Source organism: Psychrobacillus sp. FSL H8-0483 (assembly GCF_038637725.1).
Classification (GTDB): Bacteria; Bacillota; Bacilli; order Bacillales_A; family Planococcaceae; genus Psychrobacillus.
In genome coordinates this window covers 2,905,772-2,932,735 of sequence record NZ_CP152052.1, presented here as the reverse complement: position 1 = coordinate 2,932,735, position 26,964 = coordinate 2,905,772, and the positions used below count along the sequence as shown (strand labels likewise).

At 35.5% G+C, this 26,964-nt stretch carries 27 protein-coding genes; 21 read left to right on the top strand and 6 right to left on the bottom strand.

Annotation, left to right across the window (positions count from 1 at the left end; all coding sequences use genetic code 11):
* Window positions 1-116 precede the first annotated feature (116 nt).
* Entirely contained in the window at window positions 117-719 is a 603-nt protein-coding gene (rpsD, locus tag MHB48_RS14035; RefSeq protein WP_342598627.1) for a 30S ribosomal protein S4, read from the bottom strand.
* Between the two features lie 370 nt (window positions 720-1,089).
* On the opposite strand from rpsD, the gene MHB48_RS14030 reads away from it, so the two are divergent.
* Both MHB48_RS14030 and megL read left to right on the top strand, forming a co-directional pair.
* A complete protein-coding gene (locus tag MHB48_RS14030) occupies window positions 1,090-2,952 on the top strand; it encodes a diguanylate cyclase (RefSeq protein WP_342598626.1) in 1,863 nt (620 codons plus the stop codon).
* A 72-nt stretch (window positions 2,953-3,024) separates the two neighbouring features.
* On the top strand, window positions 3,025-4,212 hold the full coding sequence (gene megL, locus MHB48_RS14025) for a methionine gamma-lyase (protein WP_342598625.1): 1,188 nt from the start codon (window positions 3,025-3,027) through the stop codon (window positions 4,210-4,212).
* A gap of 341 nt (window positions 4,213-4,553) precedes the next feature.
* Here megL and MHB48_RS14020 read toward each other — a convergent pair whose 3' ends face one another.
* Together MHB48_RS14020 and hisJ are read right to left on the bottom strand one after the other, a co-directional pair.
* Window positions 4,554-5,033, bottom strand: coding sequence for a GAF domain-containing protein (locus MHB48_RS14020; RefSeq protein ID WP_342598624.1), 480 nt, complete (start codon window positions 5,031-5,033; stop codon window positions 4,554-4,556).
* A 3-nt stretch (window positions 5,034-5,036) separates the two neighbouring features.
* Complete coding sequence (gene hisJ, locus MHB48_RS14015) at window positions 5,037-5,846, bottom strand: histidinol-phosphatase HisJ (RefSeq protein WP_342598623.1); 810 nt, start codon at window positions 5,844-5,846, stop codon at window positions 5,037-5,039.
* 152 nt (window positions 5,847-5,998) lie between these two features.
* Between hisJ and ezrA the strand changes: the two genes are divergently transcribed.
* The 6 genes from ezrA (at window position 5,999) to rarD (ending at window position 13,340) form a co-directional block, all read left to right on the top strand.
* Entirely contained in the window at window positions 5,999-7,699 is a 1,701-nt protein-coding gene (ezrA, locus tag MHB48_RS14010; RefSeq protein ID WP_342598622.1) for a septation ring formation regulator EzrA, read from the top strand.
* 136 nt (window positions 7,700-7,835) lie between these two features.
* Window positions 7,836-8,969, top strand: a complete 1,134-nt coding sequence (locus MHB48_RS14005) for a cysteine desulfurase family protein (protein WP_342598621.1) — start codon at window positions 7,836-7,838, stop codon at window positions 8,967-8,969.
* Between the two features lie 5 nt (window positions 8,970-8,974).
* Complete coding sequence (gene thiI, locus MHB48_RS14000; protein WP_342598620.1) at window positions 8,975-10,177, top strand: tRNA uracil 4-sulfurtransferase ThiI; 1,203 nt, start codon at window positions 8,975-8,977, stop codon at window positions 10,175-10,177.
* A gap of 228 nt (window positions 10,178-10,405) precedes the next feature.
* Window positions 10,406-10,600 carry an alpha/beta-type small acid-soluble spore protein gene (locus tag MHB48_RS13995; RefSeq protein WP_340922359.1) on the top strand — a complete coding sequence of 65 codons (195 nt, stop codon included), beginning with the start codon at window positions 10,406-10,408 and terminating at the stop codon, window positions 10,598-10,600.
* Window positions 10,601-10,760: 160 nt separating this feature from the next.
* The gene (locus MHB48_RS13990; RefSeq protein ID WP_342598619.1) at window positions 10,761-12,338 is read left to right on the top strand and encodes an acyl--CoA ligase; all 1,578 of its coding nucleotides are present in this window, start codon (window positions 10,761-10,763) and stop codon (window positions 12,336-12,338) included.
* Between the two features lie 105 nt (window positions 12,339-12,443).
* Window positions 12,444-13,340, top strand: a complete 897-nt coding sequence (rarD, locus tag MHB48_RS13985) for an EamA family transporter RarD (RefSeq protein WP_342598618.1) — start codon at window positions 12,444-12,446, stop codon at window positions 13,338-13,340.
* A 244-nt stretch (window positions 13,341-13,584) separates the two neighbouring features.
* On the opposite strand, the gene MHB48_RS13980 is transcribed toward rarD, so the two are convergent.
* Window positions 13,585-14,385: an NAD kinase gene (locus MHB48_RS13980; RefSeq protein ID WP_342598617.1), complete on the bottom strand. Its 801-nt coding sequence runs from the start codon at window positions 14,383-14,385 to the stop codon at window positions 13,585-13,587.
* 104 nt (window positions 14,386-14,489) lie between these two features.
* Here MHB48_RS13980 and sppA point away from each other — a divergent pair, with 104 nt between their 5' ends.
* From sppA to MHB48_RS13940, 8 genes are all read left to right on the top strand, one after another.
* On the top strand, window positions 14,490-15,503 hold the full coding sequence (sppA, locus tag MHB48_RS13975; protein ID WP_342598616.1) for a signal peptide peptidase SppA: 1,014 nt from the start codon (window positions 14,490-14,492) through the stop codon (window positions 15,501-15,503).
* 12 nt (window positions 15,504-15,515) lie between these two features.
* Window positions 15,516-16,097: an RDD family protein gene (locus tag MHB48_RS13970; RefSeq protein ID WP_342598615.1), complete on the top strand. Its 582-nt coding sequence runs from the start codon at window positions 15,516-15,518 to the stop codon at window positions 16,095-16,097.
* A 34-nt stretch (window positions 16,098-16,131) separates the two neighbouring features.
* On the top strand, window positions 16,132-16,638 hold the full coding sequence (gene tpx / locus MHB48_RS13965) for a thiol peroxidase (protein ID WP_342598614.1): 507 nt from the start codon (window positions 16,132-16,134) through the stop codon (window positions 16,636-16,638).
* 54 nt (window positions 16,639-16,692) lie between these two features.
* Window positions 16,693-17,622, top strand: a complete 930-nt coding sequence (locus tag MHB48_RS13960; RefSeq protein WP_342598613.1) for a class I SAM-dependent methyltransferase — start codon at window positions 16,693-16,695, stop codon at window positions 17,620-17,622.
* 65 nt (window positions 17,623-17,687) lie between these two features.
* Window positions 17,688-18,878, top strand: a complete 1,191-nt coding sequence (locus MHB48_RS13955) for an acetate kinase (RefSeq protein ID WP_342598612.1) — start codon at window positions 17,688-17,690, stop codon at window positions 18,876-18,878.
* A gap of 209 nt (window positions 18,879-19,087) precedes the next feature.
* Window positions 19,088-19,237 carry a hypothetical protein gene (locus MHB48_RS13950; RefSeq protein WP_107925157.1) on the top strand — a complete coding sequence of 50 codons (150 nt, stop codon included), beginning with the start codon at window positions 19,088-19,090 and terminating at the stop codon, window positions 19,235-19,237.
* 35 nt (window positions 19,238-19,272) lie between these two features.
* Window positions 19,273-19,461: a tyrosine-type recombinase/integrase gene (locus MHB48_RS13945; protein ID WP_342598611.1), complete on the top strand. Its 189-nt coding sequence runs from the start codon at window positions 19,273-19,275 to the stop codon at window positions 19,459-19,461.
* A gap of 652 nt (window positions 19,462-20,113) precedes the next feature.
* Window positions 20,114-20,644: a YkvA family protein gene (locus MHB48_RS13940; RefSeq protein WP_342601393.1), complete on the top strand. Its 531-nt coding sequence runs from the start codon at window positions 20,114-20,116 to the stop codon at window positions 20,642-20,644.
* 454 nt (window positions 20,645-21,098) lie between these two features.
* On the opposite strand, the gene MHB48_RS13935 is transcribed toward MHB48_RS13940, so the two are convergent.
* Window positions 21,099-21,551: a universal stress protein gene (locus MHB48_RS13935; protein WP_342598610.1), complete on the bottom strand. Its 453-nt coding sequence runs from the start codon at window positions 21,549-21,551 to the stop codon at window positions 21,099-21,101.
* A 216-nt stretch (window positions 21,552-21,767) separates the two neighbouring features.
* Here MHB48_RS13935 and ald point away from each other — a divergent pair, with 216 nt between their 5' ends.
* From ald to MHB48_RS13920, 3 genes are all read left to right on the top strand, one after another.
* Complete coding sequence (ald, locus tag MHB48_RS13930) at window positions 21,768-22,883, top strand: alanine dehydrogenase (RefSeq protein WP_342598609.1); 1,116 nt, start codon at window positions 21,768-21,770, stop codon at window positions 22,881-22,883.
* 75 nt (window positions 22,884-22,958) lie between these two features.
* A complete protein-coding gene (crcB, locus tag MHB48_RS13925) occupies window positions 22,959-23,312 on the top strand; it encodes a fluoride efflux transporter CrcB (protein ID WP_342598608.1) in 354 nt (117 codons plus the stop codon).
* Window positions 23,309-23,662 carry a CrcB family protein gene (locus MHB48_RS13920; protein WP_342598607.1) on the top strand — a complete coding sequence of 118 codons (354 nt, stop codon included), beginning with the start codon at window positions 23,309-23,311 and terminating at the stop codon, window positions 23,660-23,662. Before crcB ends, MHB48_RS13920 begins: the two co-directional genes overlap by 4 nt.
* Before the next feature lie 28 nt (window positions 23,663-23,690).
* Here the strand turns inward: MHB48_RS13920 and MHB48_RS13915 are convergent, their stop codons facing one another.
* Window positions 23,691-24,782, bottom strand: a complete 1,092-nt coding sequence (locus MHB48_RS13915) for a Xaa-Pro peptidase family protein (RefSeq protein WP_342598606.1) — start codon at window positions 24,780-24,782, stop codon at window positions 23,691-23,693.
* Between the two features lie 113 nt (window positions 24,783-24,895).
* Between MHB48_RS13915 and MHB48_RS13910 the strand changes: the two genes are divergently transcribed.
* A complete protein-coding gene (locus tag MHB48_RS13910; protein WP_342598605.1) occupies window positions 24,896-25,585 on the top strand; it encodes a metal-dependent hydrolase in 690 nt (229 codons plus the stop codon).
* Window positions 25,586-25,640: 55 nt separating this feature from the next.
* Window positions 25,641-26,948: a DRTGG domain-containing protein gene (locus MHB48_RS13905; RefSeq protein WP_342598604.1), complete on the top strand. Its 1,308-nt coding sequence runs from the start codon at window positions 25,641-25,643 to the stop codon at window positions 26,946-26,948.
* The last annotated feature ends 16 nt before the right edge of the window (window positions 26,949-26,964 follow it).

Below are 26,964 nucleotides of genomic sequence, written 5' to 3'. Positions count from 1 at the left end.
GAATTATTTTAAGCTCCTCTAACCACGGTCATTTTTATGCTATATCGGAAAAAATAAAAAAACCTCCAAAACCCTGTATTATCAAGGTCTTGAAGGCTCTTTGTAGAGTAATAAAATTAACGAGAGTAGAACTCAACGATTAGAGCTTCGTTGATTTCAGCTGATAATTCGCTACGTTCTGGAAGGCGAACGAAAGTACCAACTTTTTTGTCAGCGTCAAATGTTACGTATTCTGGAACGAAGCTGTTCACTTCGATAGATTCGTTTACAACGTCAAGGTTTTGAGATTTTTCACGAAGAGAAATTTCTTGACCTGGTTTAACGCTGAATGAAGGAATATCAACACGTTTACCATCAACCATAACGTGACCGTGGTTAACTAATTGACGAGCTCCACGACGAGTGCGAGCAAGACCTAAACGGTATACAACGTTATCAAGGCGAGTTTCAAGAAGAATCATGAAGTTTTCACCATGTTTACCTTGCATTTTACCAGCTTTGTCAAATAGAGTACGGAATTGACGTTCGTTAACACCATAAGTGTGACGAAGTTTTTGTTTTTCTTGTAATTGCATACCGTATTCTGTTAATTTTTTACGTTGGTTAGGACCGTGTTGTCCTGGTGCGTAAGGGCGTTTTTCTAATTCTTTACCAGTACCGCTTAGTGAAATACCAAGACGACGTGATAATTTCCATGCTGGACCTGTATAGCGAGCCATGAATGACTCCTCCTTTTGTATTGGTTTTATTTTGTTGTAAAATAAGACCAGATGTATTCAGACTAGCAGACATTTTGTTTTCATGTAACATCGCCCTAGCAGCCGAGGGTTACTTGATACACCATCTATTAAAATAGAGGAACAAAATGAGCAATCTAGGCCATACAACTGCTGCATTTATTTTACACAAAGTCAATTGTATATCTATAGAATGAGAAAGTCAATAAAATTCATTACTTAATGATTGATATAGAACAGAAATCTATTTTCTGAAATTTGACAAATGGATGGCAATATAGTCAAATTGAATTATAAGTTTCATTGGGATAAAAGTATCACATCCACTCGTTGAAAGTTGAGAGGTGTAAAAATGAAAAATGAAGTAAACATGATTCTGTTGAAAAGTCGTATTTTAGATATTTGGAATGAAAATGTATTTACCCATGAATCCAGTGCCAAATGGCTTGAAGAATTAAAAGTTATATTAACAGAATTTTTCGATGTTGAGTTTGCTAATTATTATATCTATGATACAGATACGTTTGTGCAGTTAAAATGGAATCATTCCTTGTCCAAAAAATTGAACGCGATTAAATGGCAAGAAATAGAACCGTTTTTCTATGAGCAAGATTTTGTAGAAAATTCTTTTTTACAAAACGAGGATAGAGTGATCCGAGAAGTTGCAATTTTACTAAAAGACGAAGAGAATCAAATTTTAGGATTACTAACCACGAATCTAACTGAGAAATGGCAAAAATTCTCTCAAACTCCACAAGTAAATGATTTTATAAAAACGATAAGCAAACTGGTGAAAACAATTCGGAGATCTGTCTTTTTAACGCAGCAGGAACATCAATACCGTAATTTGTTTAATGTAACGAAAATGTTTCACTCAACATTAGAGGTCGGGGAAATTTTAGAAGGTACTTTATTTGCAATAAATGATGCATTTCCGGATTTTGAATCCATCTTAATATTATCGAATGACCAAGAGCGAAAAACTTCGGTACCGTATAAATTGTTTGACTACACCTCTGAGCGAACTGCTACAGTAGAAGCATATGTATCGGGCGAAATTACATCGGAGCTTGCAAATGATTTGGACGTTCGACTACTAAATGTACCGATAAAAGGGAAACAAGGGATTTACGGTATCTTACAAGTATCTACTCCGCTTGATTATTTATTTTCTGTCAGACAAAAAGAATTTACATCCATGTTAGCTTCAGCTGCAGGTAACGCATTGGAAAATGCCAAACTATATATTCAATCGCATCGCTTAGTAGCCGATTTGCAATTAATTAACGAAACCTCTCGCAAGTTAAATATGAATATTTCTTTAGAGGAAATGCTCCTTTTTTTAAGAAACCAATTAATGAAATCCTTCCATCCAGAACAAGTTTGTTTTGTGTTTATGGGAGAGGATGAATATAAAGTATCAACAGCAAGCTCGGAATTTTTCCATTCAATTGATGGGCAATTGTATATTCAGCATGTAGCTAATCATTTTATAAAAATGAAAGATTCTTTATTTGTTGCTGATTTAAATCGCTTAGCTGATATAAAATATGAGTATCGATCGTTAGTCGCTATTCCATTTAGAGAGCAGAATACAATTACTGGATTTAGCATTGTGTTACATAAAGAACCGTATTTCTTTTCGTTCGATAGCTTTAAATTAATGCAATCATTAATCCAACATTCTTCTCTTGCGATTAGCAATTCTGCATTACGCAATAAACTGCAGGAAATGGTAAACCGTGATCATTTAACAAATTTGTACGCACGTACATATTTAGATAAATTTGTGGAAGCCTCCATGGATGAGGAAGATAGTGGAGTGTTTGTATTAATGGATATTGATAACTTTAAACAGGTGAATGACACACATGGTCACCAAGTTGGAGATGAAATATTAAAGCAAATTGCTTCTATAATACAAAAGAAAGTAGATCAAATTGGTATAGGTGCTAGGTGGGGTGGAGAGGAGCTTGCATTATACTTTTCTCAAATGACCATTACACAAGGCACTGAAATCTGCTGTCAGTTGCTAGATTTAATATCTAGCAATACAAATCCAAGAGTTACAGTTTCTATTGGCGTTTCTGGCTGGAAACAAAAAGACAACATAAGTTTCCACCAATTATTTCATAATACTGACACCGCTTTATATGAAGCGAAAAATAGTGGCAAAAATAAATTGAGTATTTTTGAGGCATCTCATCTTTCCTGATGAGTGCCTTTTCTTTTTCATATAATCCGTGTACACTGTATGTAAGCGTTTACAAAAAGGGGTGCAACGTTTATGGATAAATTAAGTTATGAGAAGGAAACATTATATGTTCACAAGGGGTATAGTTCTAAAAATCACCAAGGAAGTTTGTCCGTTCCACTCTATCAAACATCTACTTTTGCCTTTGAAACTGCGGAACAAGGGGCAAGAAGATTTGCTGGAGAAGAGGAGGGTGGCATTTACTCCCGCTTAGGTAATCCAACTGTTCACGTATTGGAAGAAAGAATGGCTGCAATTGAGCATGGAGAAGGAGCACTTGCTTTTGGTTCTGGAATGGCTGCTGTTAGTACGATATTAGTACACTTAACGAAAACAGGAGATCATATACTTTGTACACGAGGAATTTATGGTTGTACATTTGGACTTCTTAATATATTGGAAGAAAAATATAATATTACGCATGATTTAGCAGATTTAACGACAGAAGAGAAAATAGAAGCTGCGATTAAACCAAATACAGTGTGTATTTATATAGAAACACCAATTAATCCAACGATGGAAATAGTGGATATCGCTCAAATAACGAGAATTGCTAAAAAACATGGTATTCAAGTTGTTGTCGACAATACATTTTCCTCCCCTTATTTACAAAATCCATTAGAGTTGGGAGCAGACTTTGTCTTGCATAGTGCAACAAAATATATTAATGGGCATGGGGATGTAATAGCAGGGATTTTAGTAGGAAAAAATCGAGAAGATATTAACAAAATTCGTTCTACCATTCAAAAAGATTACGGTGGTATCATTTCACCATTTGATGCATGGTTGCTCATCAGAGGGGTAAAAACGTTGCATGTACGTATGGATAGACATTCTAATAATGCTGCAGATATTTTTAGATTTTTGAAATCAAACCCAAAAATAGAGAATATTTATTATCCTTTTGATGAAGATAATCCTCAATATGAGGTTGCGAGAAAGCAAATGAAAGCTGGAGGGGGGCTTATTTCATTTACAGTAACTGGTGGAATAAATAATGCCCAAAAGCTTATGAATGAATTAAGATTAATCAAGATTGCAGTGAGTTTGGGAGACGCGGAAACGCTTATTCAACATCCTTCAACGATGACACACTCGGTTGTGCCAGAAAAGGAAAGAGTCGAAATGGGAATTACCGACGGGTTGCTTCGCCTCTCTGTTGGACTTGAAAACTCTCTTGATCTAATAGAAGATTTACAGCAAGCATTATCTAAAATATAGGCGTTGTTATTTTTGGCTCGTTAAGCTACATGAGTTAATTTCATAAATAGTGCTTTGTCATTAAAATACGAACATTTATCACTTTGTTGATGGAAGCGGCAGGCGGCGACTCCAGCGGGATGAGTGAGACAGATAAGTCATCACAAACGACGCGTGAGCGGCGGTGATGGCTTATCGCTCACCCCGCGGAAAGCGTCCGCCTATAGCGGAAATCAACTATACTTTATTCCGTGTAAAATATATTTCTTTAGCTACCTTAGTATAGTTCGTGTTTTTTCATATAAATTGGAATTATGAAATTGATTTAGAAAAACGGAAAGAGAAAATCTCCTTCCGTTTTTTTATATATGTTTAACTAACACTTCAATGAACTGCTCTAAGCCTGCAGCATCTTGGTCAGAAAAACGATCTTTAATTGGGCTATCGATATCAAGGACCCCTATTAACTTCCCATCTTTTAAAATAGGTAGGACAATTTCAGATTGGGATGCTGCATCACAAGCAATGTGACCAGGAAATGCATGAACGTCTGGAACAATAACCGTTTCTTTATTAGTTGCAGCTGTTCCACATACCCCTCTTCCGAGTGGAATTCTTACACAAGCTGGTAAGCCTTGGAACGGACCCAAAACTAATTCGCCATTCTCCATTAAATAAAAGCCAACCCAATTAATTTGATCAAAGAATTGATTTAAAAGTGCAGACGCATTACTTAAATTAGCAATTGCATTTGTCTCCCCAGTTAATAGCGCGTCTAATTGCTTTGATAACATCGTGTAATTCGCTATTGCATCTTCTGAATAGGTTGATTTTGTAAACATGATTTATCCTCCATTCTCAAAAAAAGTACTAAATTCATTATAATACTGATGTAAATCATTTGCTAGATGCGCATCCGAGCCGAATACAAGCGGTACCCCTAGTTTTTTTGCGAAACCAATATAGGCTGGGGGTGGATAGCTTTCTAGACAATAAGCTTTCGCTAAACCAGCACTATTGACATCAAGTGCAAGTTGTTGGTTCTTCATCTCTGTTAATATAGAGATTATTTCCTCGTGATCATCTACCTTTTCGTCCAGTGCATGTTGAAATTTATGGACAAGTGTAATATGACCGATTCGATTTGGTTTATATCTTCCTAATTCACTCGTTATTGAATCCATTACTGTTTTATAATACAATTTATACACAGACATCGGACTTCCCACTTGATGAATAAAGTCTAAATAGGTAGATTTAGAAAAGTCGATACATGTGTAGGTTTGCTGAAATTGTAAAAAATGTACGGATAAAATAGAATCATCCAAGTATTTCCCGTATGAATTTAAAAAGGAAATCGTTTCTTGTTCAAAACCGGAAATATAATCTATTTCTAATCCAGTTGAAATAACAATATCTTTTTTGTATTGTCTTTTCAACTTGACTAAATCGGAAATATAATTTTCCAACTGTTTGAAATCCATTCCACTATCTTTTTCTGGTGTTGGATCGATAAAATTAATAGGTAAGGGCGCATGCTCGGTAAATGAGATTTCATGAAACCCATTTTTAATAGCTTTTTCAATGTATAAATGGAAAGGGTCAAGCGTTCCATGAGGACAATATGGTGTATGTATATGACCATCTTTTTTCAAAAAAACCGACCTCCTTATCATTGAAAGACAATTATTTCAAAGAATTCATTGCTTTTCTAGTGTTTTATGAAACAATAACATAAAAAGCATGGTAAGATATAGAGTAACACATTTGAATTGGAACTTTTTGATTTTGGAACAGGGGGCTTACGATGAAGTATATCATCCCAGCAATCATTATACTTTTAGTAATTGCAATTTTTGCGTTTATTATTAGAAGAAAACATAATTCAGAAATATCGCGGTTAGAACATGAAAAGCATCAAATTCAAAATAAACCTATTTTAGAAGAAATGACGAAAGTGAAACAATTGAATATGAACGGGCAAACGGAAGAAATGTTCGAGGGATGGAGAAATACATGGACAGAAGTAATGGATGTTCATATGCCTAAAATCGATGTTCTATTATTTGACGCGGAAGAAACTGTAGATAGGTTTCTTTTCTTAAAAGCTTCCAAAGTTGAAAGGGAGATTCAAACATTAATTTCTCTATGTGACGTCAAAATGTCTGGAATTTTGAAAGAATTAGAAGAACTGATTGGCAGTGAAGAAAAGAACCGAATTGAAATGGAACAATTAAAAGAGCAGCATCGTGCTGCAAGAAAGACATTACTTGCTCATCAGTATTCATTCGGAGAAGCAGTGCCAGCATTAGAAAGAAAGTTAGAATCATTTATACCTCATTTTGAAGAGTTTGATAATTTGACTGAGACAGGCAATTATTTAAGTGCTCGAGAGATTGTAATGGCAGTTCAAGATGAAGGGCAAAAATTCTTTCATAAATTGCATGTTATTCCGACAATACTTACGGAAATTCAACATAAGATTCCGGCTACTATTCACGAATTAAGAAATGGTCAAAAAGAAATGGAAGAAAGCTCGTATTATTTACAGCATCTTGAAATGACTAAAAAATTGGATGCGATTGAAATAGAGTTAGTGGATTTAAAAGCTGCGATTGTAGAGCTTGAAGTTGCTAAATCCATCACACGTGTGGAAGAAATAAAGGATGAAATTGAAACTTTCTATGATTTATTAGAAAAAGAAGTATTAGCTAAAAAGTACGTGGATAATTATAAAGATCAAACTGCTCATCGGTTGAGAGAAGTAACTTCTGTAACTAGAGCAATAAGTGAAGAAGCAGCTTTTGTGCAGCAAAGTTATCGTTTACCAGAAAAAGAAGCTGAAATTCCCCAAAGTTGCTTAAAAGAGCTAGAGGAATTAGAAAAGAAATTTGAACTTCTCTCCACTCGTGTAGAAGAAGAAAGATCTGCTTATTCTAGCTTACAAGAAGAGTTGAACGAAATAGCAGAAGAGATTGATCGTTTATATGATGAACAAGACCGATTTGCAAATCGATTAAAAAATCTTCGAATTGATGAAAATCATGCACGAGAGAAGCTGGAAGAATTAAAGAACTTACTACATGATACAGATCGCATGCTGCAAAAAGCGAATATTCCTGGAATTCCTGAAGAGATGGACATTCGGTTAGAGGAAGCAGAAGAACATATATATGTAGCCATGCAAAGTCTTCAAGAGGTTCCACTAAATATGACGTTAGTAGACAATTATTTAGAGAAAGCGGAAGCTTGTATGGAAGAGGTCCATAAAAGAGCAAAAGAAATGTTAGAAAATGTGTTATTAACAGAGAAAATTATTCAATATGGTAACCGTTATCGAGCAACTCACCCCACTATGCATGCACGCTTACTGGAAGCAGAAGAAGCATTTAGACAGCTACGGTACGCAAAAGCCCTGGAAGATGCTGCTACAGCGGTGGAAGAAGTGGAACCAGGTGCTTTAAAGAAAATTGAAGTTTTAATAAAGGAAACTGCTTGGCGTACATAACTATATGTCTGATACATGGATAGGCATCTAGACTGGACTTAAGTATATACTTTAGAAAACAGATATATATACAAACGTGAACCACCTCACTATAATTGTGATGGTGGTTTTTTTCCGAAAAGGAGAGAGGAATACATTGATTTATTTTGACAATAGCGCCACAACAAAAGTGCATCCTGAGATTATGAAAACATTTGTGGCGGTAAATGAAAATTTTTGGGCGAATCCTGCATCCATTCATGAATTTGGTCATCAAACAAATGAGTTATTGCAATCTGCTAGAGAGCAAGTGGCAGATATTTTACACACGTCTAGTGATAAAATTTATTTTACATCCGGTGGTACAGAATCCAATAATCTAGCCATTTTTGGATTGGCCACTAAATATAAGCATCGTGGAAATCATGTACTTGTTTCAGAAATTGAGCATCCATCTGTGCTAGAAGCTGCAAAACAATTAAGCAAAGTTGGATATGAAGTAGAGTGGATTCCTGTCGATTCGGAAGGAATTATATTATTAGATGCGCTAAAAAATCTACTTCGTGACAATACTGTTTTAGTAAGTGTTATGCATGTGAATAATGAGACAGGAGCAATCCAACCAATCCAACAAATATCGAGCATTGTAAGAGGGCAAGGTAGAGCGTTGATTCACGTAGACGCTGTACAAAGCTTTGGTAAATTACCGGTACATTTTCAAGCATTCGATATTGATGCTCTTACGATTTCTTCTCATAAAATCCACGGTTTAAAAGGTTCAGGCCTACTTGCACTAAATAAATTCATTGAAGTTGAACCGATCCTTTTTGGTGGTGGACAGGAATCAGGTATACGAAGTGGAACAACACCTGTTCCGTTAGCAGTCTGTACTGCAAAAGTAGTAAGACTTGCAAGTGAGCAAATGCAAAATGTTGCGGAAAAGATGCAAAAAATGACTAATAACCTTATTCATTTTTTAAATTCCTTTCCAAATATTAAAATTATCTCTCCCCCAGATAGAGCTCCACATATTGTTTCGTTCTCCGTAAGCAAAATAAAAGGGGAAGTTTTGATTAATGCATTGCAACAAAAAGATGTTATTGTTTCAACGAGCAGCGCTTGTTCATCTAGGCAAACGAAAACGAGCCATGTATTAAAAGCTATGCATATACAAGACGAATACATTAAAGGAGTAATACGATTAAGTTTTAGCTCTATTAATACGGAAGAAGAAATAGAACAATTTAAAAAAATATTTTCACATGTGATGAATGTAATTAAAGGAGACTAAATTTTATGAAATGGGAAAAAATATTAGTAAGATACGGTGAATTATCAACAAAAGGGAAAAATAGGAAACAGTTTATTGGCCATTTGAGAACCAACATCAAATTTTCATTTGTTGATCTACCAAATATTAAAGTACACGCGGAAAGAGATCGAATGTTTTTAACTTCGACGGAGGACTCAGAGATTCAAGAGTTAATTCAACGACTTCCAAAAATATTTGGCATTCAATCTTTCAGTCCAGTTGCATCTTGTTCACAGGGTTTAGAGGATATTCAAGCAACTGCACTGCAAATAATGGAAAGTCTGGATAGTCAAGATAAAACATTCCGTGTAACTGTAAAACGTACAGACAAACGTTTTCCGATGGATACATATGAATTGCAAAAGAACATTGCTAGCCATGTTTTAAGACAACATCCTACTTTAAAAGTGCAAATGAAAAAACCGGAAATTGATCTACGCATAGAAGTGTTGGCAGATGCGGTTTATATGATGGCGCAAGTAATTCCAGGAGCAGGTGGAATGCCATTAGGTTCAAATGGACGCTCCTTATTAATGCTTTCTGGTGGAATAGATAGTCCAGTTGCTGGCTATATGCTGTTGAAGCGTGGTGTTCGACTGGATGCAATTCATTTTCATAGTCCTCCATTTACAAGTGAACGTTCAAAAGAAAAAGTAATGGACTTAGCCAATCAGCTAAGTCATTTTGGAGCAACAGTGAGACTACATGTTATTCCTTTTACAGATATTCAACAAAGCATACAATCGCAAATTCCAGAAAATGTAACTATGACAACAACTAGAAGAATGATGATGAAAATTGCCGATATAGTTCGTGAAGAAATAGGAGCATTAGGAATAGTGACAGGAGAAAGCTTAGGACAAGTTGCAAGTCAGACACTTGAAAGCTTGACTGCAATAAATGCAGTTACTACAACTCCTGTTTTTAGACCACTAATTTCAATGGATAAATTAGACATTATAGATATTGCCCGGGAAATAAATACGTATGAGACTTCCATATTACCATATGAGGACTGTTGTACGATTTTCACGCCATCTTGTCCAAAAACAAAACCAAAGCTTGAAAAAGTGGAGTATTATGAAAGCTTTAAGGATTTTGATGATCTGATAAAAGAAGCAGTTGAAAACAGAGAAGTGATTTCGTTTCCAATGAGAAAAAACAGTAATTTCGAAAACTTACTTTAAGAAATAGCACTGTTAAACTACATGGTTGTTATTTGGTAGCATCCACTTGCTTTTCGAGGGCGAACCGATAAGCCTCCAGGAGCCTGTGCGGATTCTCGCAAATTATATGCAAAAAAACAACAACAGCACAATATTACAACGGCTAAAAAATAGCAAAATATACCTCCTTGAACCTGTGCATGATTTGAATGATAAAAGCCATTCTAATTTCACAAGGAGGTGAGAGACATGCCAAACAACAATAAACTTGTAGTTCCAGGCGTAAAACAAGCGATTGATCAAATGAAATATGAAATTGCTCAAGAGTTTGGAGTACAACTTGGACCTGATGCTTCATCGCGTGCCAACGGATCCGTAGGCGGAGAAATTACAAAGCGATTAGTGCAACAGGCTCAACAACAAATGAATGGATTTTTAAAATAGTATAACTGTAAAACCGGTAGCGATTATGCTACCGGTTTTACTTTTTTATAGTTTAATCAACGTTTAAATGTTATGTTAAAATAATATCAGAAAATTAAATATATATTTAATTATTACATAATTTATTTTATAATTTAAATAACTTAAAGGAGGAATTGGAATGTTAAAACAAGATTTGATTGCTCCATTGCATTATAACCTAGTAAGTGAATTTGAAAAGTTTACTGCTGATGAAAACAAGTTAGCATTAATTTGGGAGTCAGAAAAAGGCGAGACGCGAAAAAGTACGTATAAACAATTATTACAACGAGCAAATAAAATTGCTAATCTTTTTACGAGAAAAGGCCTTCAAAAAGGCGATGTAATTTTAGTAATGGTACCTCGATTAATTGAGGCCTATGAAGTTTATATTGCAGCTTTAAAAGCTGGATTAGTTGTAATACCAAGTTCTGAAATGCTAAGAGCAAAGGATATTGAGTATCGTTTAGAACATAGTGAAGCAAAAGCAATTATTGCCTATGAGCCATTTTTACATCAATTTAACGATGTAAAACACTTGGAGGAAAAATTATTATTAGTAATTGGGAATGGTCATGGAAACTGGACTTCTTTAACGAATGAAATGGAAAATGAAAGAGATGAGTTTCAAGCGATAGATACATTGAAAGATGATATGGCATTCCTATCTTATACAAGTGGAACAACAGGTAATCCGAAAGGAGTTGTACATACACATGGATGGGCATTTGCACATTTGCGTACATCTGCTCCTAACTGGCTTGGTATACAAGAAGGCGATATTGTTTGGGCAACTGCGAGTCCTGGATGGCAGAAATGGATTTGGAGTCCTTTCCTTGCAACTCTTGGTAGTGGGGCAATTGGGTATGTATATAATGGGAAATTTGAACCGAATATATATTTAAAAATTATTCAAGAGAATAAAGTGAATGTGATCTGTTGTACACCTACTGAGTATCGTATTATGGCGAAAGTTGAAGGGTTAACAAACTATAATCTTTCTTCCCTTCATAGCGCAGTATCTGCTGGTGAACCTTTAAACAGAGAAGTTATTGATACATTCGGTAAATTTTTCAATTTAGAAGTCCGAGACGGCTATGGCCAAACCGAAAATACATTACTTGTTGGGACAATGAAAGGCATGGAAGCAAGACCAGGCTCTATGGGTAAACCGACACCCGGAAATACAGTGGATATTATTAATGAACATGGCCAAATTTGCGCACCGGGCGAGGTAGGGGATATTGCAGTCCACATAACCACTCCTGCATTATTCAAGGAATATTTAAAAGACGCTGAAAGAACTTCGATGCAATTTAGAGGAGACTATTATATTACAGGTGACCAAGCGAAAAAAGATGAAGATGGTTATTTCTGGTTTGAAGGTAGAGGAGATGACATCATTATTAGCTCTGGTTACACGATTGGACCATTTGAAGTAGAAGATGCACTAACAAAACATTCCGCAGTGCAAGAATGTGCGGTTATTGGAAGTCCACATGAAGTTCGTGGATCAATTGTAAAAGCATACGTTGTTTTAAGGGATTCAACTGTTCAAGGCTCAGCTGAATTAGTGAAGGAGCTGCAAAATCATGTAAAGGCCATGACTGCTCCTTATAAGTATCCACGCGAAATTGAATTTATTGCTGAACTACCGAAAACAACATCCGGTAAAATTAGAAGAATCGAGTTAAGACAGAAAGATCAAATGAAAAAATAGAAGAGGAAAGCACGGAGAGCGAATTAATCTCTGTGCTTTGTTATTTACTTTAAAGAGCTAAAGCAATATAATGAATCTCGTGTTTCAAAATAATGAGGTGAAGTATTGCAAACGGAAGAAAAGCAAGGAATAATAATGGTCGTAATTGCTTATGTATTTTGGGGATTCATGCCAATATATTGGAAGTTACTAGACCATGTATCCAGTGATGAAATATTATCAGGTCGAGTCATTTGGTCTTTTATATTTACTTTACTGCTTGTGATAGTTGGTCGTAATTTTAAACAACTTATGATGGATTTAAAAGAGTTATGGGGCAATCAGAAAGATTTCTGGAGCCTAGTCATCGCTTCTTATTTAATAACAGGAAATTGGTTTACATACATATATGCAGTAAATGCAGGATATATTGTACAAACAAGCCTAGGATATTACATAAACCCTTTACTCTCTGTCGTACTCGGTATAGTATTTTTTAAAGAAAAATTATCAAAGGCGCAACAATTAGCTGTAGTAATTGCTGCTGCTGGTGTATTAATTTTAACAATCTCTTATGGTGAGATTCCCTGGATTGCCTTTACATTAGCAATTACGTTTGCATTATATGGACTTATTAAAAAAAGTTTGAAGATTAATGCATCAAGAGGACTAACGATTGAAACATTTTTTGTACTTCCTGTAGCGCTAATTTATTTTGGATACTTGGTTGCAACGGACAAAGCTATGTTTTTCTCATCGGATTTATCTACGGTCATTTTGTTAATATTAACAGGTGTAGCAACTGCGGTCCCACTTATATTTTTTGCAAAAGGGACTAAAACAATGCCACTTTATATGTCAGGATTCATTCAGTATATTGCACCAACGATTATGTTATTAGTAGGTATCTTCATGTACGATGAACAATTTAGTAAAATTGAGTTTTTGTCATTTTCTTTCATTTGGTGTGCATTAATCCTATTTACTATTTCAAAAATTGTGGAAGTACGAAAAAACAGGTAGTTTACGTTTGACGACGAAACTACCTGTTTTACTTTCTAAAAGGCTCTGTTAAACGATCATGTTGTTACTTGTCGAAAATCCGCTCGCTTTCCGTGGACGAACTCCTAGCCACCTTGGGGCAACAAGATTTGTTCCTATAAGCTCGTTGCGGGGTCTTGGTAGCCGGTCTTTCCGCAGGTTTCTCGCGGATTTTCGTCACAAAATTTATTCTTATAATTAAATAACAGAGTAATTTAACCTAGCCTTATAAAAAGGTACGTTTAACTTTTTCCCAATAGCTATTATTTTTAAGTTTTACTGTTTTTACTACTTTATCACTGAGTGAGATGGTGACAGACTCTACGTGTTGAATACTTAGCGCTTCATTATCTGTACTCATGGAAGGGTAATCATTCCAATCTTTATGTAACTGAAGTTCTAATGATCTATTACCACTTAATATAAAAGAAGAGCCTAATGTTCTAAACTCATTACTATTTATAGAAGCAATCTCTGCAACTTGAATACATGGTAGAAGTGGGTCGACGATAGCCCCATTTAACGATTTATTATAAGCGGAACTACCAGTAGGAGTCGATATGACCATGCCATCTCCTCTAAACGATTCAAAATGCTTATGGTCAATAAAAATATCTAATACAAATGCTTTGATAATATTAGACCGTATTGTAAACTCATTTAAGCATAAAAATTTTGGATTATTGTTTACCGAAATTTCTAGGACAGGATATTTACGAACTTCAATTTTATTAGTTAAGACAGCTTCTGCCATTGCCTCAATATCATCAGCAAGGAAATCACAATACATACTTAAGGAATCTGACGTTGAAATACCAGCATACAAGCAATCTTGTCTAAAACCCGTATTGCGAACGGCTTGTAAAAAAGAACCGTCTGTTCCAATGCTTACTATGATTGAAGCATGATGATCTTCTTCTACGACTTTAAATCCATTTTGTATAATTGCTTTTTCCAATGTAGCTTTTATTTGCAAAGACTTTGTGTCATTCTTAGTATATAAATATATTGTATTTCTGGAGGTCATAAGTATTCTCCTTTTTATATAATTATATATATTTTAGCATTACATGAAACGTTTTGACATTTTTTACGTATAAAAAGAGGAAAGTTAAAGGAGGAGTAACATTTATGAATATGAAACGCTGGTTTGCTATTTTAGGGGCGACCATATTATTGGTAATTTCGATAGGCGTTAACACGCTTTCAAGTGCCTTTTCAACAGATTGGACAGCTTTTATGGATGATTTTGCATCTGTTGCCAGTTCAGATTTTTTTGAAACGGTAATAGAAGAAGGAAACGTGAACGAACGCGTAGCTTTATTAACAGTTGACGGAGTAATTCAAGATACAGGAAGTGCTAATACACTATTCGGAGCAGAAGGGTATAATCATCAATTCTTCTTACAACAATTAGAACAAGCGAAAACGGACGAATCGGTGAAAGCGATTGTACTACAAGTTAATTCACCAGGGGGTGGAGTTGTAGAATCAGCCCAAATTTATAAAGAAATTAAGGAATTACAAGAAGAAACAGCAAAACCAATTTATGTATCAATGGGAAGTATGGCTGCTTCTGGTGGATATTATATTTCTGCACCAGCAGATAAAATTTTTGTGAACAAAGAAACAATTACAGGGTCCATTGGTGTTATCATGCAAAGCATTAACTATGGAAAACTGGCAGATAAATACGGAGTAGAATTTGTAACGATTAAATCTGGTCCATACAAAGACATCATGAGTCCAACAAGAGAAATGACAGAAGCTGAGAGAAATATGTTACAAGAAATGTTAAACGAATCGTATGAGGATTTTGTCGATATTATCGAAGAAGGTCGTAACATGACGGAAGCTGAAGTGAAAAAAGTGGCAGATGGAAGAATCGTAAATGGACGTCAAGCGATTGAAGCTGGTTTAGCGGATGATTTTGGATTTTTAGAAGACGTAGTGCAAGCTATTAAAACAGATTATAACTTAGAAAATGCTGAAGTATTTGAATATGGTTATACACAAAGTTTTGGTTCCATATTTAAAATGAAAGCTCAATCACTTTTAGGTGTTGATATGGAATCCAAGATAATTGCTAAGTTAATAACAGATAATAATGCACCAAAAATGATGTATTTATACGGGAATGAATAAGGAGGGGTCCAGATGAGTGAAGTTGTACAGACAGATGAGCATGATGTGCAAGAGAACACATCGATAACCCAAAAGGTTGTTGTTCATCGAACAGCACAATATGAACCGAAAGCTGCTGGTTTTTGGATTCGCTTTTGGGCTTATACAATAGACATCCTTATATTGTCATCCATCGGTATGTTACTAATAAAACCTGTGTTCCGTATTTTTTCATTAGATCTTAATGATTCCAAATGGTACGCGCCTTTTGCCATAATTACTGCAATCATTTTTTACACTTACTTTGTATTAATGACGAAGTTATGTCATCAAACAGTAGGGAAAATAATTGTTGGCATTCGAGTAGTTTCAAAGGATGGCGGAAAATTAACATGGAGTACTGTTCTGTTTAGAGAGTGGATTGGACGTCTTATTTCCGTAATTCCATTTAATATTCCGTATATTGTCGTGGGATTTACACCAAAGAAACAAGCAATTCACGATTATATCGCCGATACTTTAGTGGTATATGAAGCATCTTACGAGAAAAAGGAAAAAGTAGAATATGAACACCCTTCAACTGCAAAAGAGTTGCAAGAGGAGAATGTATTCTAGTAAGATAAAGATAATGAAAAAGGAGGCTACATATATGGCTCAAGTAACATTTAAAAATAATCCAGTAACTTTAGTAGGTAAAGAAATAATAGTTGGAGAAAAAGCGCCAAACTTTAAAGTATTAGCAAATGATTTATCAGCCGTTACACTTCAAGACTCTGCTGATAAAGTTCGTTTAATCAGTGTAGTTCCTTCCCTTGACACAGGTGTTTGTTCTATCCAAACTAATAAATTCAATCAAAGTGCTGCTAGTTTAGGTGACGACGTGGTTATTTTAACAATATCAGTAGACCTGCCATTCGCGCAAAAACGTTGGTGTGGGGCAAATGCAGCAGACGCAATTCAAACATTATCTGACCACCGAGACCTATCATTCGGAGAAGCTTACGGTGTATACATGGAAGAATTACGTTTACTAGCTCGCGCTGTATTTGTAGTAGATAAAAACGATGTTGTAACGTATGCTGAATATGTAAGCGAAGGTACAGATCATCCAGACTATGAAAAAGCGCTAGAAGCTGTTAAAGCAGCAACGAATTAATAATACACGAAACCCACTCGCAGTTGAGAGTGGGTTTTCATATGAGGGATATTTATGCATACAAATGTTGAACAAATTTTTACCTTTATTGATCAAGAAAGTACGTTTATAGAAGAACAACAATCAGCAACCTATTTAGAAGGCGTTGTGTACGCTCTTGAACTATGGCTAGAAGAGAAAAAAGTTCCTACCGTATATAATCCAGACAAAGAACAGATTCGAAAAGCAGTTCAGTTGGCCATCTTAAAAGGAATGAAAAAATCAGCTCAAGTGAATCATCAAATGACTCCAGATGCCATCGGTTTATTAGTAAGTTATTTTGTAAAAGAAATGGCGAAAGGCAAAAAAGAACTTTCTATTTTAGATCCTGCGCTTGGAACAGGTAATTTGCTGTATACCATAATGAATGCCATACCTACAGAAAATTACGCTTTTGGTGTTGAAATTGATGAGTTACTGATTCAACTTGCAGCCCAAACAGGTGAACTGCTAACACATGATGTTCAGTTGTTTCGACAGGATGCTCTAAAACCTTTATTAATTGATCCAGTGGACATCGTAATAAGTGATTTACCGGTTGGTTTCTATCCGGATGAGGAAATTGCACAAGACTATTTTCTACATAGTAAAGATGAAATGTCTTATGCACATCACTTATTTATGGAACAGTCGATGAAGCATGTAAAACCAGGTGGTTATCTATACTTTTTAGTCCCTGCTACTATTTTTGAATCCAAACAAGCAGCACAGCTTCATAAATTTATTAAGGAACAGGGATGGATCCAAGCAGTCATTCAATTTCCATCTTCCATCTTTAAAACTAAAGGACAAGAAAAAAGCCTGCTCATTTTGCAAAAGAAAAGTGAGGCACTGAAAGCGCCACGAGAAGTGTTGCTTGCAAAAGTTCCTAATATGTCGAACAAAGAAGCAATGGAACTCTTCTTCCAAAAAATAGATATCTGGCAAGAAGAAAATGCCAAGTGAAAGTTGCTCGCCCCTAAAACGAACGGTACAATTAAAGTACTAGTTCAAAGAAGGGGCGTTTTTTTATGCCAAATATTTTAGCAGTAAATGCAGGAAGTTCTTCTTTAAAGTTTCAATTATTTAAAATGCCAGAAGAAGTAGTAATTGCAAAAGGTTTAATAGAGCGAATCGGTTTAAGTGATCCAGTTTTTACAATGACGACTAAAGACGAGCGGATTCATATGATTCAAACAGTTGAAAATCATGCACAAGCAGTCAAATTATTAATAAACATATTATTGGATAAAAGTGTGATTGAATCATTAGACGATATTCAAGGAATAGGACATCGTGTCGTCCATGGAGGAGAGGTTTATAGTGACTCTGTACTCATAACAGAGGGTGTTTTAGTGACCTTAGAAGAGTTGTCCGAGCTTGCACCACTTCACAATCCTGCAAATGTGGCAGGTATTAAGGTATTTGCAAAAGAATTGCCGAATGTTCCTGCCGTAGCCGTGTTTGATACCGCCTTTCATCAAACGATGCCAGAAAGTTCTTATTTATACTCTATTCCTTATAATTACTATGAAAAATATGGAATCCGAAAATACGGCTTTCACGGTACATCTCACAAATATGTGGCGAATCGAGCTGCAGAACTGTTAAATCGACCGTTGGAAACTACTCGTTTTATCTCTTGCCATCTGGGCAATGGGGCAAGCATCGCTGCAATTCACAAAGGAAAGTCGATTGATACATCTATGGGCTTTACACCACTTGCAGGTGTAACGATGGGCACTAGGTCAGGTAACATTGATCCCGCTCTCATTCCTTATTTAATGGAGAAAACGGGAAAAAGTGCTGAGGGAATATTAGATGTGTTGAATAAAAAATCTGGAATGCTTGGTGTTTCTGGTTTTTCAAGTGATTTAAGAGATATTGTAGTAGAGGCATCTAAGGGAAATGATCGTGCTCAATTAGCACTTGATGTATTTGCTAATAGAATACATAAATATATCGGATCTTATGCTGCCCGTATGAACGGTGTAGACGCCATTATCTTCACAGCTGGTATTGGTGAAAATAGTGAAGTTATTCGCGAAAAAGTGTTGACAGGACTTCAATTCATGGGTGTTTATATGGACCCCGATTTAAACAAATTGAATGGTAAGGAAGGGTTTATTAATTACCCACACTCTCCTGTAAAAGTCATCGTGATACCAACGAACGAAGAAATAATGATTGCGAGAGATACGATGAGAATTGCAGGAGTATAAAGGGTTTGAGTGCAAATTCAAGGTTGTAAAGATAAGTATAATGAATACTATTTGGCGATGAATTATTTTACTAAGTTTTTAATGTTTTTACAGATATATGCAAGGTTAGCAGTACTCTAATAAAGTAATAAGGTTTACTTCAGTAAAATAAGGTATATTATATTTGTTGAATAGATTCTCTTTAAAGACAAGAAAAGTAGGTGAACAAAGTGGGGAAATATCAATTGGATACTAAAGGTCAGGTAGCTGTGACAAAGTATCATGAAAAACACAAGCCCGCAAAATTTGATAAAAAGCAGCAACTTGAAAAAATACGTGCGGAGTATTTGAAAAAGAAGCAAAAACAAACAGATAAATAATATGAATGATAACATAGGAAGACTAAAATCTCCCTATGTTTTTCTTATTCGAAGTTCTTTTTTCAATTGATGATAACACATTACGCAAAACTCAAATTACAGCTATGCACGAAGCAGGAGCAGACCTAGCAACAATCGCAAAGCAAAGTGGTCACAAAAACCTTGAAACAATCAATAAGCACTACTTAGAGGTCAGTGACAGAACCGTTTATAAATACTTGTGAAAATTAATAGAAGCTCTTATGGATTAATGGAATTTTAGAAAGGTTCCGTTGGGGTAATTGATAAGAGAATGGGCGATTTATGGGGGCTTTTCTGTATGTTTATTCATAACAGATAGCCCCTTAAAATTTATATTTTATTTAAGCCATGCAACAGAGAGCTATGTGTAGAGCCACACACGCCTCCTGTGTGTTCCTACGCGGTGAGGTTGATATTCCGTCATGGGAGCGTCAGACCGTCACACCGTCACACAGAGCCATTTCGAGATCCGGATGGCATGATTCAGGTAGGGGGTATTTTCCGATAATTTGATTAGTATGAATGAAGAATCCAAGCTACCTACTACACCCATACCAAAAGGAATACGCAGCGATACGAGAGCAACCTTGTGAAGTTGAAATACATAGAAATCAACAAAATAATGGAAGGTTTCACACTTTAAGAGCAATTGTCGTGAGCGTAACCTTTTGAGATAGAGCGGTATAAACTACGTGTTTATATATTTTTTTTGCTTAATTAAATGAAAAGAGAAAAATAAAAGTGAACAGCATTTTTATTCAGGTAATATGGTATATTTATTTGGGAGAAAAATATTAACTATATTTGTAAAAAATAAATAACCGAATATTAATGGAGGGATATTAATTGTTTGAGATGTTTAGAAAAAAGAAACAAAATGATGAATTGGAAGTGACACAGGAAGAAATAATAGATGGAGTAAATTTTGAGGAAGTAGAGAAAGAAGAAAAATTAGATTTTGAAGAAAAAGAGGTAGAAGAATTAAAGTTTGATGCAGAAAATATGGAAGAAGAAGCTATTCAAAATCACGGAAAGTATTATTCGGAAGATAAGTTGTGGAAAAAAATCAGAAATTTCGCTAAGAGAGCTGGCTCTTCAGTTATATATGCTGTTCTACTTCTTTATTTTACATTGCAGAAACCAGAGGTACCTTTGAAAGTAAAAGCTACAATTGTAGGGGCATTAGGGTACTTTATACTTCCAATAGATATAATTCCAGATGTTGCTATGGGGGTAGGTTATATTGATGATCTATCTCTCGTTATGGTAGCATTATTTCAAGTGGCTATATACATTGATGCAGATATAAAAAAACAAGCAAAAGATAAGTTAAAGGATTGGTTTGGGGATGATGTAGATACATCTGATATAGATGATAAATTATGATATTAATTTTGTAATTGAGAGCTATCATTGCTCTCTTTTTTTTTTTTGAGCTAAAGTGTAAAATCATTATTTAAAGTGAGCAGTAAGTATGGTAGAAGGCTAGTGAAAGTTCAAGGTTGAAGAGAACAATAGAATAAGAGTAGCAAAGAAGCGACATAAACTAGATATGATAGGCTTTTTTTAGAATTTAAACTGGATTTATGGTAGTACTATTAGAGTGGTGTACATAAAAAAGCAATCATAACCATTTTTTCAAATCGTAGAGCAATCACAACTGAAATGATAAATTTGGGGTTAAGAATTCAATGAAACATTGTCATATCAATATTCGATATGTTTTTTGTATAAATCGTGATACCTACAAACGAAGAAATAATGATTGCGAGAGATACGATGAGAATTGCAGGGGTAAAAAAAGGATAGCCGTAATTGACTATCCTTCATGAATTAATATTTAATCTGGTTTTTCTTCTGTACGAACTACTAATACGTCGCAATTTGCGGAACGAACGATATATTCGGATACACTTCCGATTAGAAATCTTTCCATAGCATTCAGACCAGTAGCACCACAGATAATTAAATCTGCTTCTACCCTTTTCGCGATGTCTTTGGAAATCATTGATTTAGGTGAACCGTAGTCCACTATAATATTAACTTTTTTAACCCCTGCTGCAATTGCTTGTTTTTTGTAGCCTTCTAGTAATTCTTCAGCAAATACTTGTGCTCTTTCGGCAATGGAACGGTCATATGCTTCGATTGCAGCAAATGATCTAGTGTCAATTATGTTGATCAGATTTAAAGTTGCGTTATTTCTAGCTGCGATTGATGCTGATTTTTTAAATGCAAACTCTGCTTCCTTTGATCCATCCACCGCTACAATAATTTGGTTATATTTCAATGTCATTATTAAAACCTCCTATACTTGTTATATATATATATTTCGAGATTTATTGGTATATTCCTTCTACTATTATTTATTTAATTTGCACAATTTGTGAACATTTCCTTTTAATTATTTTATTTGTTGAGCATTTTTGATTTATTAATGATAAAATGGACTTGTTTAAATGTTTCATTTATTATTGCTTTGATTAAAATGCTTACATAGGGGGATAAAAAAATGCGTATTGGGGTTCCGAAAGAAACAAAAAACAATGAAAATCGTGTGGCAATGACACCAGCAGGAGTAGTGAGTTTAAAACTTTATAATCACGAAGTATTTATCGAAGCTGGCGCTGGATTAGGCTCAAGTTTTGCGGATGAGGATTATATTGCTGCAGGTGCAACAATTGTACAAACAGCAGAAGAAGCATGGAATCAAGAGATGGTGATGAAAGTAAAAGAGCCTACTCATGAAGAATTTTCACTTATTCGTGAGGAATCAATTCTTTTTACTTACTTGCATTTAGCTCCTGAAGAAGATTTGACGAGAGTATTACTGGAAAAGAAAGTAACTGCTATTGCATACGAAACAGTTCAACTTCCAAATAACTCGTTACCATTGCTAACTCCTATGAGTGAAGTTGCTGGTCGTATGGCAACGCAACTTGGTGCTCAATACTTAGAGAAAATTAATGGTGGAAAAGGTATTTTACTTGGAGGAGTTCCAGGGGTACCACGTGCAAAGGTTACGATTATAGGTGGAGGTATTGCCGGTACAAACGCAGCTAGCATAGCTATAGGTATGGGAGCACAAGTAACAATTATCGATTTAAATGCTGATCGTCTACGTCAATTAGAAGACTTATTTGGTAGCAATGTTCAAACATTAATCTCTAATCCTTATAATATTGGACAAGCGGTAAAAGAAGCAGATTTAGTAGTAGGAGCAGTTCTCATCCCTGGTGCCAAAGCCCCTAAGCTTGTATCAGAAGAAATGATTAAATCTATGTCTCCTGGTTCTGTTGTAATTGATATTGCAATTGACCAAGGTGGTATTTTTGAAACTTCGGATCGCATTACAACTCATGACAATCCAATTTATGTAAAACATGGCGTAGTACATTATGCAGTTGCTAATATGCCAGGAGCAGTACCTAGAACTTCCACAATGGCGTTAACAAATGCTACTGTCCCTTATGCAGTTCAAATTGCAAACAAAGGGTATATCCAAGCATGCTTAGATAATCTTGCTTTACAAAAAGGTATTAATACTTTAGCAGGCAACATAACATTTAAGGCTGTTGCGGAAGCACAAGGCTTGCCTTATGTTGATGTAGCAACTCTTTTAAACTAAATAGTAAAAGGTCATCACCCAAACCTGTACAGGCTTGGGTGATTTCTGATTATTAGCATCAATGGAGATGAAAAAATGATGTTTTTTTACGTAGGGGTTGCAGGCGCAATGGGTGCAATTGCAAGATATGTTATAGGAAATATATTTTTCTCACAATCAGTGTTTCCATTCGCTACATTATGTGTAAATTTAGTGGGGTGCTTTGCTTTAGCATTTATAACGTCTAGAAGTATGTTTTCTAAACAACTAAAAGTAGCAGTCGGGACTGGATTTTTAGGATCTTTTACCACGTTTTCAGCATTTAGTGTCGAAACAGTCCGTTTGTTTCACAATGGTGATACTATTCTTGCTTTCGTTTATATTGGAATAAGTATGGTCGGTGGAATTTTAATGAGTAACATAGGGTGGAAAAAAGAGGTGAGTAGATGAGTCTCTACTATTTGTTTGCTGTTGGCATCGCGGGATTTGTAGGAGCAATTGCTAGGTTTTACATTTCAGAGAAATGGAACGATAAATCGGATGGGGGCTTTCCTTACGGGACGCTATCAGTTAATATTGTAGGTTCATTTCTTCTTGGGATAATTATTGGGATTAACATGGAAGAATTTTATTTATTAATGATTGGGACCGGTTTTCTAGGGGCGTTTACAACTTTTTCTACCTTCAATAAAGAATTATATACACTCCAAAAGAATCCGATGAGATGGCTTCTTTATTTTTCTACTACCTATTTAGGGGGACTAGCATTTGCGTTTATTGGCTATATGATTGGACAGTAAAAAAGCACCCTAAAAGGGCGCTTCTATATTATAGAATTTGTAATTCTTTTGGAAACTTAGTTAGCACTTCGACTCCATCAGCTGTTACTACAACGTCGTCTTCGATACGAACGCCAGTTATTTCTGGGTGATAAATTCCTGGTTCAATGGTGAAAACCATCCCAGTTTCTAGTTTCATATCATTTACTCCTGTAATAGAAGGAAACTCATGAACAGAAATACCAAGTCCATGGCCTAAACGGTGTGTAAAATAGTCTCCATATCCTGCATTTGTAATAATATCACGAGCAATTTTGTCTAGTTCCATCGCAGTAATACCTGGTTTAACAGCTTGTACTGCAGCTTCTTCCGCTTGACGAACTGTTTCGTATATTTCACGTTTGTCCGAAGTTGGTTCACCAAAAGCAACGGTGCGTGTAATATCTGAGCAATAGCCATTGTAAACAACCCCAAGGTCAAATAATATAAAGTCACCTTTTTGGATTTTACGATCACCAGGAGTTCCGTGAGGAGAAGCAGTCTTAGGTCCGCTTAATACCATTGTATCGAAGGACATTTGTGCAGCACCTTTTTCTTTTACTGCTAATTCTATCGCGTTTAATATTTCGAGCTCTGTTTTACCTTCTGCGATTTCTTTGCATCCAACTTCAATTGCATAATCAGCAAGCTCTGCAGCTTTACGCATATTCACTAATTCTTCTTCCGATTTAATCACACGAAGCTCGTTTATCTTTTCATCAATTCTAGAAACTTGTAAAGAAGGGATTCTTTCCTCCAGTGCTTCTAGTCTCTCCACTGTTAAATGTGCTTTTTCGATGGCAAGCGTATTTATGCCTCCAACTTTTTCTTGGATCGTTTGAATAACGATATCCCAAGCATTTTCTGTATCTTGATGTCCTACTATATCACCTGTCCACCCAGCAACTTTTGCGTCTGGAATTTCCATTTTAGGGCAAATAATAAAGGGAGCGGTATCTTTAAAAATAACAACCCCCAATAAGCGTTCATGTGGGTTGCTTCTAAAGCCGGTAAAATAAAACACATTGTCTGGAGTAGTTATAAAAGCAGCATCCGTTTTATTAGATTGTAAAAACGATTGAATTTTTTCTATTTGATTCATAAAGGCACCTCTTTTTGGTTTATATAATTAAGAATAGCAGAATAAAGGAATTCTAGCATCTACGTTGAATGAATAATAAGAGAAAGTATAAAATTATTTAAGGAGATGATGACATGAACATTAGCTACCATGGACACTCAGTAATCAAGATTAAAACAAACACACACACAATTTTAATTGACCCATTTATTACAGGAAATGGACAAACGGATTTAAAAGCTTCGGAAGAAAGTGTCGACGTCATCTTATTAACGCATGGCCATAATGATCATGTGGGAGATACGGTGGACCTCGCAAAAAGAAATGATGCATTTGTAATTGCCACATTTGAACTTGCGAATTATATAGAATCACAAGGAGTAAAGGTGCATGCAATGGGAATAGGCGGAGCATTTGACTTTGACTTCGGAAAAGTAAAATATACACAAGCTTTTCATAGCTCATCATTTACAACAACAGAAGGAAAGACCATCTACGGTGGAATGCCTGCGGGAATCCTGCTCACAGTTGGAGGAATAACTATTTATCATGCTGGAGATACCGCATTGTTCGGAGATATGAAGTTAATCGGGGAACGAAATAACATTGACGTAGCATTTTTACCAATTGGAGATAACTTTACGATGGGACCTGAAGATGCTGCATATGCTGTGCAATTACTTAACCCAAGAATAGTGGTTCCGATTCACTATAATACGTTTCCGGCGATAAAGCAGAATCCAAATGAGTTTAAAGACCTTGTGAAAACTGCAGATGTACAAGTATTGAATGCAGGGGACTTTGTCCAATTGTCACATAAATAGATATAGTGAAAATTGTGGTACAATAAACGTATAACAATCGTTTGGATGTGACTACATGACAACAAAACATGAGCAAATTTTAGCATATATAGAAAATCTTCCTGTTGGAGATAAAATATCCGTTAGACAAATTGCAAAGGATTTAGCAGTCAGTGAGGGTACAGCTTATCGAGCAATAAAGGAAGCGGAGACTAGAAGACTAGTTAGTACGATTGAACGAGTTGGTACAATTCGAATCGAACTAAAGAAGAAAGAGCATTTTGAAAGACTAACTTTTGCTGAAGTTGTAAATATTGTAGATGGACAAGTTTTGGGTGGTAAAACGGGTCTATATAAAACATTGAATAAGTTTGTAATTGGTGCAATGCAGCTGGATGATATGATGCGTTATGTGGAGCCGAGTAACTTACTGATAGTTGGGAATCGCTTAAAAGTCCATGAGACTGCATTACAAGCAGGAGCAGCAGTATTAATCACAGGTGGATTCGATGTTTTAGACAGTATTAAAAAGCTAGCAGATGAATTAGAACTGCCCGTTATTTCAACTAGTTACGATACATTCACAGTGGCAACAATGATTAACCGAGCAATAGACGATCAACTAATTAAAAAAGATGTTTTACTCATCGAAGATATATATGTACCCATACAAGAAACGTCCTTTCTATATACAACGGACCAAGTTAAGCAATACCGGGAGTTAAACCATTTAACGACACATGGTGGATTTCCAGTAGTAGATAAATCGAATAAATTAGTCGGGATAGTTACTGCTAGAGATGTAATAGGGAAATCAAGTAATGAATTGATTGAAAAAGTGATGACGAAAAGCCCAATATCCATAACGATGAAAACAAGTGTTGCATCTGCTAGTCATCGAATGATCTGGGAAGGAATCGATTTGTTGCCAGTAGTGCGGGATAGTAATTATTTAGAAGGTGTTATTAGTAGACAAGATGTTTTAAAAGCATTACAAGCCGCTTCTAGACAGCCCCAAAATGGAGAGACAATCGATGATATCGTTAAACAGCAAATAAAAGTTATATCCACGGAGGAATTTTTATTTGAGTTTGAAGTAACTCCGCAAATGACGGATCACTATGGAGCGATGTCTTACGGAGCTTTTACTATCCTGTTAACAGAAACTGGCGCGCAAACATTGAAGATTCGGAAGCGTGGAGAAAGTGTTGTTGAAAATATGACGATTTATTATACAAAACCAATTCAATTGGAAAGTATTCTTCGAGTTCACGCTCGTGTTTTAGAAATGAGCCGAAAAGTAGCGAAGATGGATATCGAAGTATTTAATGACAAACAACTAGTCGGAAAAGCAATGGTAACCTATCAGTTGTTAGAAAGATAAAGTGTAAGGATTCTAT